This window comes from Bradyrhizobium sp. MV1.5 (assembly GCF_055807615.1).
Genome location: NZ_JBVVPL010000022.1, coordinates 117,232 through 123,388 on the forward strand (window position 1 = coordinate 117,232; position 6,157 = coordinate 123,388).

The window sequence follows — 6,157 nt, forward strand, 5'->3', positions numbered from 1 at the left end:
CGCGAGGTGCCGTTCCTGTCCCATCTTCCGTCACGGGCTTGTCGTACGAAAATGATTCGCTGCCTCCTGAACCATGACAGGAGCGGCCGATGCCCGTTGGACTGCTGGAGGTCGAAGGCACCATCGAGGTCAAGCAGTTCTGGCCGGAGGGGCGGTCGGACGCCGACACCACCAAGCTCGTGGTGGCCGTCGCGCCGGACGCGATCCGCTTCCGGAAGAACGACAGCTCGCCGTTCCAGTCGACCCACGTGTTCGACAACGCCAAGGTCAAGGGCCGAACCAACACGGCGCCGATCAAGAACGGCAAGCTCACCATCCGCCTCCAGGGCATTGACGCGCCGGAGTTGCACTACCAGCCCTCGCCGCTCTCGCCCGCGGAGAAGAAGGGGCTGACGGACGCCAAACGGCAGGCCTATCACGAGGTCACCCATTCCTACCGGCAATTCCTCGGCGCCACCGCGAGCAAGGCGCTGCATGATTTCCTCAGCAGCGCCGGCGAAGCGACGCTCGCCTGCCGGGTCTTCACCCATGTCGATGCGCCGAACGAGGTGTTCGACACCTATGGGCGGCTGGTCGGCGACATCGAGGTGACGGTCAGCGGCCACAAGGTCGACATCAATCAATGGCTGGTCGAGCAGGGCTTTGCCTATCCGACGTTCTACTCCTCGATGAACGACGACGAAATCAAAGCTTTCCTCGCGCTGGCCAAGACCGCGCGAACGAGGAAGCTGCCGGTCTGGAAGCACCTCGCCAGGACGATTCCCGCCTTCGACTTCGACCTGCGCGAACCCAAGACAAACGAGACCGACGTGCTCGCGACCGACAAGGGCCCGGTGATCATGCCAAAGCTCTACCGCCGCTACGCCAATTGGTCGGCGCGCAAGAAGGCCAAGGTGACGAGCCAGAATTTCCAGAAGTTCTTGGGCGAAGGCTCCGGTGGCAAGCCCGACACCTGCTACGAGATCGACGACTTCCTGGAGAACGGCGTGCACTCGGCGACGCCGCGCAATTTTGCGGAGTTCGTCGAGGGCGGAAAGACCATCAAGTTTCAGCCGGAGGGACTGGTGTTCGGCGAGGCGCCGTCGAGTTTGGTGGGGGCGGACGGGAAGGCGATTAAAGAGTTTTGAGAGACGCGCGATAAAGATGGCCCGCACGACGCGGGCCATCTCCTCATAGAACCCTTAAGCTTCGCGCTCCGTCAGCGCAGGCCGCCTGTCACATGCAGCGTCTCGCCCGTGACGTACGACGCGTCGTCCGAAGCGAAGAAGGCGACCGCGGCGGCGATCTCCTCGACCTTGCCGATGCGGCCGAGCGGGGTGGTGGATTCGATCCAGGTGCGCATATCACCTTCGTGCAGGCCGGCCGAGACGACGCCTTCGGTCGCGATCATGCCCGGGTTGACGGCGTTGACGCGGATCTTGCGCGGCGCAAGCTCCTTCGCCAGGACGGCGGAGATTGCATCCACCGACGCCTTGGTCGCGGTGTAGACGGCTGTGTTCGCCGGCGCGATGGTCGATACGCCGGAGCTGATGTTGATGATGCTTCCGCCATTGGCGTTGAAGTGCTTCGAAGCTTCGCCCGAGACCAGCAGCAGGCCAAGCACATTGAGGTCGAATTGCCTATGGAAATGCTCAGGCGTGATGGCCTCGAGCGGGGCGAATTCGTAAATGCCCGCGTTGTTGACGAGGATATCGATCGCGCCGAACGCCTTTACGGTCTCTGCGACCACGTTTGTCACGTCCTTGGCGTCGGCCAGATTGCCGTGGACCGCGACGGCTTTGCCACCCTTGGCGACGATGGCGGCGACCACGCGGTCGGCGGCCTGCTTGCTGGAGCTGTAGTTGACGGCGACCGCCGCGCCCTCGGCCGCGAGCCGAGCGGCGATTTCGGCGCCGATGCCTTTGGAAGCGCCGGTCACGAGCGCAACTTTTCCTTCGAGTCTCTTGGTCATCACATATTCTCCACCGTCCGGCACGACGCCGATATTCAATAGTTCAATACTAGTGAACTATTGAATGAGTTCAAGGGAGGTGCTATATTTTGTTCATGGTGCAGTTCGTTCACCCACCGCGGAGCGAGATTTCACTGGCTGGGGTGCTGGGAGCGCTCGCGGACCCGATGCGGCTGCGTATCGTCAAGAGCCTGGCCGCGCAGAACGATTGCATGTCGTGCACCGAGGCGGCGCCCTGCCCTGACATGGCGAAGTCGACCCTGTCGAACCATTTTCGCATCCTGCGCGAGGCCGGCCTGATCCGGACCTCCAAGCAAGGCGTCCAGCACCGCAATGTCCTGCGCGAGGAGGACATCAATGCGCGGTTTCCGAAGCTGCTGAAGATGATCCTTAGCTATCCGGAGTGAGGGCTTCCCCCACTCTTGCGCAAGGTGCGGCCAACGTTTCCGCCGCAGCGCCTCCCAAAACAAAAATGGCCCGCGTGATGCGGGCCATTTTCGGATCGGGACCGGTAAGGTCCGAACTTGGTTGCGGGGATAGGATTTGAACCTATGACCTTCAGGTTATGAGCCTGACGAGCTACCGGGCTGCTCCACCCCGCGTTAACCGTTGCTTTGCCTTCGTGAAAGTGCCGGGGACGGTGAATGAAGGGCCGGCGCTGTTCGCGTGGCTTGCTTCGTCCGTCCCAAAGGCTTCCTTGGAAGGCAACCCCGGGCAAAGCCCTTGGGTGCGGGCGGTATGTACCAACCCGGGGTGGCTTTGGAAAGGGCTGCGGGGACGTTTTTTTCGACTTTATGACAGCGCAGTGGACGAATTTGTGGCCTGTTTGGCCCGCCCTTGCCAGAAGTTCCACGAGGGGCCAGCTTGCGGCAACAAAACCAGGCGGAAACGCCACTTAAAGAGGGAGAACGCCATGGACCACGCCTTGGACCGCCCCTCCGATCGCCCTTCCGATCGCCCCTTGGACCGCCCCCCGCCGAGCGCCCCGCTTCGGGCCGTCGAAGACGCCTTCCATACCATGGTCGCGCGGTCGCGGGCCGAGCCGGCGCCTGGCCTCGCCGAGCGGCTCGACCGGCTGGCGCGGCTGCGCACTGTCGTTGCCGACAACGAGGAGCGCTTCCGGCAGGCGATCTCGGCCGATTTCGGCCACCGCTGCGCGGTCGAGACCAATATCGCCGAGACCATGATGGTGTTCTCCGAGATCCGTCATGCCACGAAACACCTCAAGAGCTGGATGGCGCCGCAGCGCGTTTCGACGGCGCTGCAATTTTTGCCCGCGCGCAATCGGCTGATGCCGCAGCCGCTCGGCGTCGTCGGCATCATCGCGCCCTGGAATTATCCGCTGCAGCTGACGCTCGCGCCCGCGATCGGCGCGCTCGCCGCCGGCAACCGTGTCATCATCAAGCCGAGCGAGCTCGTGCCGCATTTCTCAGCGCTGCTGAAGGAGACGGTCGCGCAAAAATTCGACGCTGCGGAGCTGCTCGTCACCGGCGTCGAGGACGAGATCGCGAAGGCCTTCGCACACCTGCCGTTCGATCATCTGGTGTTCACCGGCTCGACCCGGGTGGGGCGGCTGGTGGCGGAGGCAGCGGGGCGCAATCTGACGCCCGTCACGCTCGAGCTCGGCGGCAAGTCGCCTGTTGTCATCGACGCTTCGGCCGATCTCGACGAGGCCGCCGAGCGCATCGCCTACGGCAAGCTGCTCAATGCCGGGCAGACCTGCATCGCGCCCGACTATGTGCTGGTGCCCGAGCGCGCGTTGCAGGCCTTCGCCGAAAAAGTCCGTGCGCAGATGCGGCGCATGTTCGGCACCGATCCCGCCAACAAGGACTACACCTCCGTGATCTCCGACCGGCATTATGCGCGGCTGGAAAATCTCGTCGCGGATGCGGCACGTCGCGGCGCCAAGATCCTGCAGCCGGCGAAGGCGGACGATCCCAACTGGAAGGCACACCGCAAATTCCCGCCGACGCTGATCGAGGGCGCGACCGAGGACATGGCCGTGATGCAGGAGGAGATTTTTGGACCGGTGCTGCCGGTGCTCGGCTATCGCGAACCGGCCGACGCCATCGCCTTCGTCAACGCCCGCGACCGGCCGCTGGCGCTGTACTGGTTCGGCAAGGACCGCATTGCGCGCGACGAGGTGCTGGCGCGCACCGTCTCCGGCGGCGTCACCATCAACGACTGCCTGTTCCACTTCGCGCAAATCAACCAGCCGATGGGCGGCGTCGGCGCATCCGGCACCGGCGCCTATCACGGCGAGTGGGGCTTTCGCACGTTCAGCAAGCTGAAGCCGGTGTTCTATCGTTCGAAACTCAACCGCCTCGCCGACCTCTATCCGCCCTATGGCGGCAAGATCGCGCGGCTGGAGAAGATGATGCGGTTCATGTCGTAGGGGCGGTCGTTCCGGGGCGCGTAGCGAACCCGGAACCTCGAGATTCCGGGTTCGATGCTCCGCATCGCCCCGGAATGACGATAACGGGGGAAACATCAGTGACTGACACATTCGATTTCGTCGTCGTGGGCGCGGGCTCCGGCGGCTGCGCGGTGGCGGGGCGGCTGTCGGAGGATGCGGGGACATCCGTGGCGCTGCTCGATGCCGGCGGACGGAACGACAATTGGCGGATCACCACGCCGTTCGGGCTCGCTTTGCCATACAAGGCCGCGAACTGGGGCTTCGATACGGTGCCGCAGAAGGGATTGAACGGTCGTATCGGCTATCAACCGCGCGGCAAGGGGCTCGGCGGGTCCTCGGCGATCAATGCCATGGTCTATATCCGCGGCAACAAATGGGACTACGACCACTGGGCCTCGCTCGGCAATGCCGGCTGGTCGTATGCGGACGTGCTGCCCTATTTCAAGGCTTCCGAGAACAACGCAGATTTCGACGGCGCGTATCATGGCAAGGACGGCCCGCTGCATGTCAACAGGCTGCGCTCCGAAAATCCGATCCACGACGTCTTCCATCAGGCCGCGCGCGAGGCGCAGTTCCGCATCCGCGAGGACTTCAATGAAGAGGATCACGAGGGACTCGGCAGCTACCAGGTGACCCAGCATAATGGCGAGCGCTGGAGCGCCGCGCGCGCCTATCTGCATCCCCACATGGACAAGCGCGCGAATCTGCGTGTCGAGACGGGAGCGCATGCCACGCGCGTCCTGTTCGAAGGCGGGCGCGCGGTCGGCATCGAATACATCCAGGGCAAGCAGACAAAGCAGCTGCGCGCCCGCCGCGAGGTGATCCTCGCCGCCGGCGCATTCCAGTCACCGCAGCTTTTGATGCTGTCGGGCATCGGCGACGGCGAGGCGCTTGCCGCGCACGGGATCGGCGTCGTGCATCATTTGCCGGGCGTCGGACGCAATCTGCAGGATCATCCGGATTTCGTGTTCGTCTACGCCTCCGACTATCCGCACTTTGTCCATTCGTCGATCGGTCGGCTGCCAGCTCTGCTCCGCGCCATCCAGCGATACCGCCGGGAGCGGCGCGGCCTGATGACCACCAATTTCGCCGAGTGTGGCGGCTTCCTGAAGACCCGAGCCGACCTCGATGTGCCCGACATCCAGCTGCACTTCATCATCGCGATGCTCGACGATCACGGCCGCAAGAAGCACAAGGAGGCGGGCTTCTCATGCCATGTCTGCCTGTTGCGACCGAAGAGTCGTGGCAGCGTTTGGCTGAAAAGCGCCGATCCGCTGGCAGCGCCGATGATCGACCCGAATTTCCTGGGCGAGGCGGAGGATCTCGAGACGATGGTCGCGGGCTTCCAGACCACGCGACGGCTGATGGAGACGCCCGCGATGCGCGCGTTGCAGAAGAAGGACATGTTCACGTCCGATGTGAGAACGGACGACGACATCCGCGCCATCCTGCGCGCGCGCGTCGACACCGTCTATCACCCCGTCGGCACCTGCAAGATGGGCACCGACGCGATGGCCGTGGTCGATCCGGCGCTGAAGGTGCACGGCATCGAGGGTCTGCGCGTCGTCGACGCCTCGATCATGCCGACACTGATCGGCGGCAACACCAATGCCCCGACCATCATGATCGGAGAGAAGGCGGCGGATATGATACGGGCGGAGGTGCGGGCGAATTGAAGCACACTCTCGCTCCATTGTCGTCCCGGCGAAGGCCCTAGGGCATGCACATATCTGGTGCGGCGGATTGACTCAGATCGGCATCTGGGGATTCCAGAATCGTGAAACCGTGTG

Annotated in this window: 5 protein-coding genes and 1 tRNA gene; 4 read left to right on the forward strand and 2 right to left on the reverse strand. The window is 63.8% G+C overall.

From position 1 onward, the window contains the following. The first annotated feature begins 89 nt into the window (after window positions 1-89). Window positions 90-1,127: a thermonuclease family protein gene (locus tag AC0L2J_RS21235; protein ID WP_473393880.1), complete on the forward strand. Its 1,038-nt coding sequence runs from the start codon at window positions 90-92 to the stop codon at window positions 1,125-1,127. Between the two features lie 71 nt (window positions 1,128-1,198). Here AC0L2J_RS21235 and AC0L2J_RS21240 read toward each other — a convergent pair whose 3' ends face one another. Next, entirely contained in the window at window positions 1,199-1,951 is a 753-nt protein-coding gene (locus AC0L2J_RS21240; protein ID WP_473393883.1) for an SDR family NAD(P)-dependent oxidoreductase, read from the reverse strand. Window positions 1,952-2,046: 95 nt separating this feature from the next. Between AC0L2J_RS21240 and AC0L2J_RS21245 the strand changes: the two genes are divergently transcribed. Beyond that, window positions 2,047-2,358, forward strand: coding sequence for an ArsR/SmtB family transcription factor (locus tag AC0L2J_RS21245; RefSeq protein ID WP_035973552.1), 312 nt, complete (start codon window positions 2,047-2,049; stop codon window positions 2,356-2,358). Between the two features lie 118 nt (window positions 2,359-2,476). Here AC0L2J_RS21245 and AC0L2J_RS21250 read toward each other — a convergent pair. Next, a tRNA-Met gene (locus AC0L2J_RS21250) sits at window positions 2,477-2,553 on the reverse strand. Window positions 2,554-2,864: 311 nt separating this feature from the next. Here AC0L2J_RS21250 and AC0L2J_RS21255 point away from each other — a divergent pair. Then, window positions 2,865-4,346 (forward strand): coniferyl aldehyde dehydrogenase, encoded by a 1,482-nt coding sequence (locus AC0L2J_RS21255; RefSeq protein ID WP_473393886.1) that lies wholly within the window; start codon window positions 2,865-2,867, stop codon window positions 4,344-4,346. A 98-nt stretch (window positions 4,347-4,444) separates the two neighbouring features. Further along, window positions 4,445-6,043, forward strand: coding sequence for a GMC family oxidoreductase (locus AC0L2J_RS21260; RefSeq protein WP_473393889.1), 1,599 nt, complete (start codon window positions 4,445-4,447; stop codon window positions 6,041-6,043). The last annotated feature ends 114 nt before the right edge of the window (window positions 6,044-6,157 follow it).

Excerpts from the sequence above, each read along its gene's own strand:
- AC0L2J_RS21255 (WP_473393886.1), top strand. The coding sequence starts at position 2,865 with ATGGACCACGCCTTGGACCGCCCCTCCGATCGCCCTTCCGATCGCCCC.
- AC0L2J_RS21235 (WP_473393880.1), top strand. The coding sequence starts at position 90 with ATGCCCGTTGGACTGCTGGAGGTCGAAGGCACCATCGAGGTCAAGCAG.
- AC0L2J_RS21240 (WP_473393883.1), bottom strand. The coding sequence starts at position 1,951 with ATGACCAAGAGACTCGAAGGAAAAGTTGCGCTCGTGACCGGCGCTTCC.
- AC0L2J_RS21245 (WP_035973552.1), top strand. The coding sequence starts at position 2,047 with ATGGTGCAGTTCGTTCACCCACCGCGGAGCGAGATTTCACTGGCTGGG.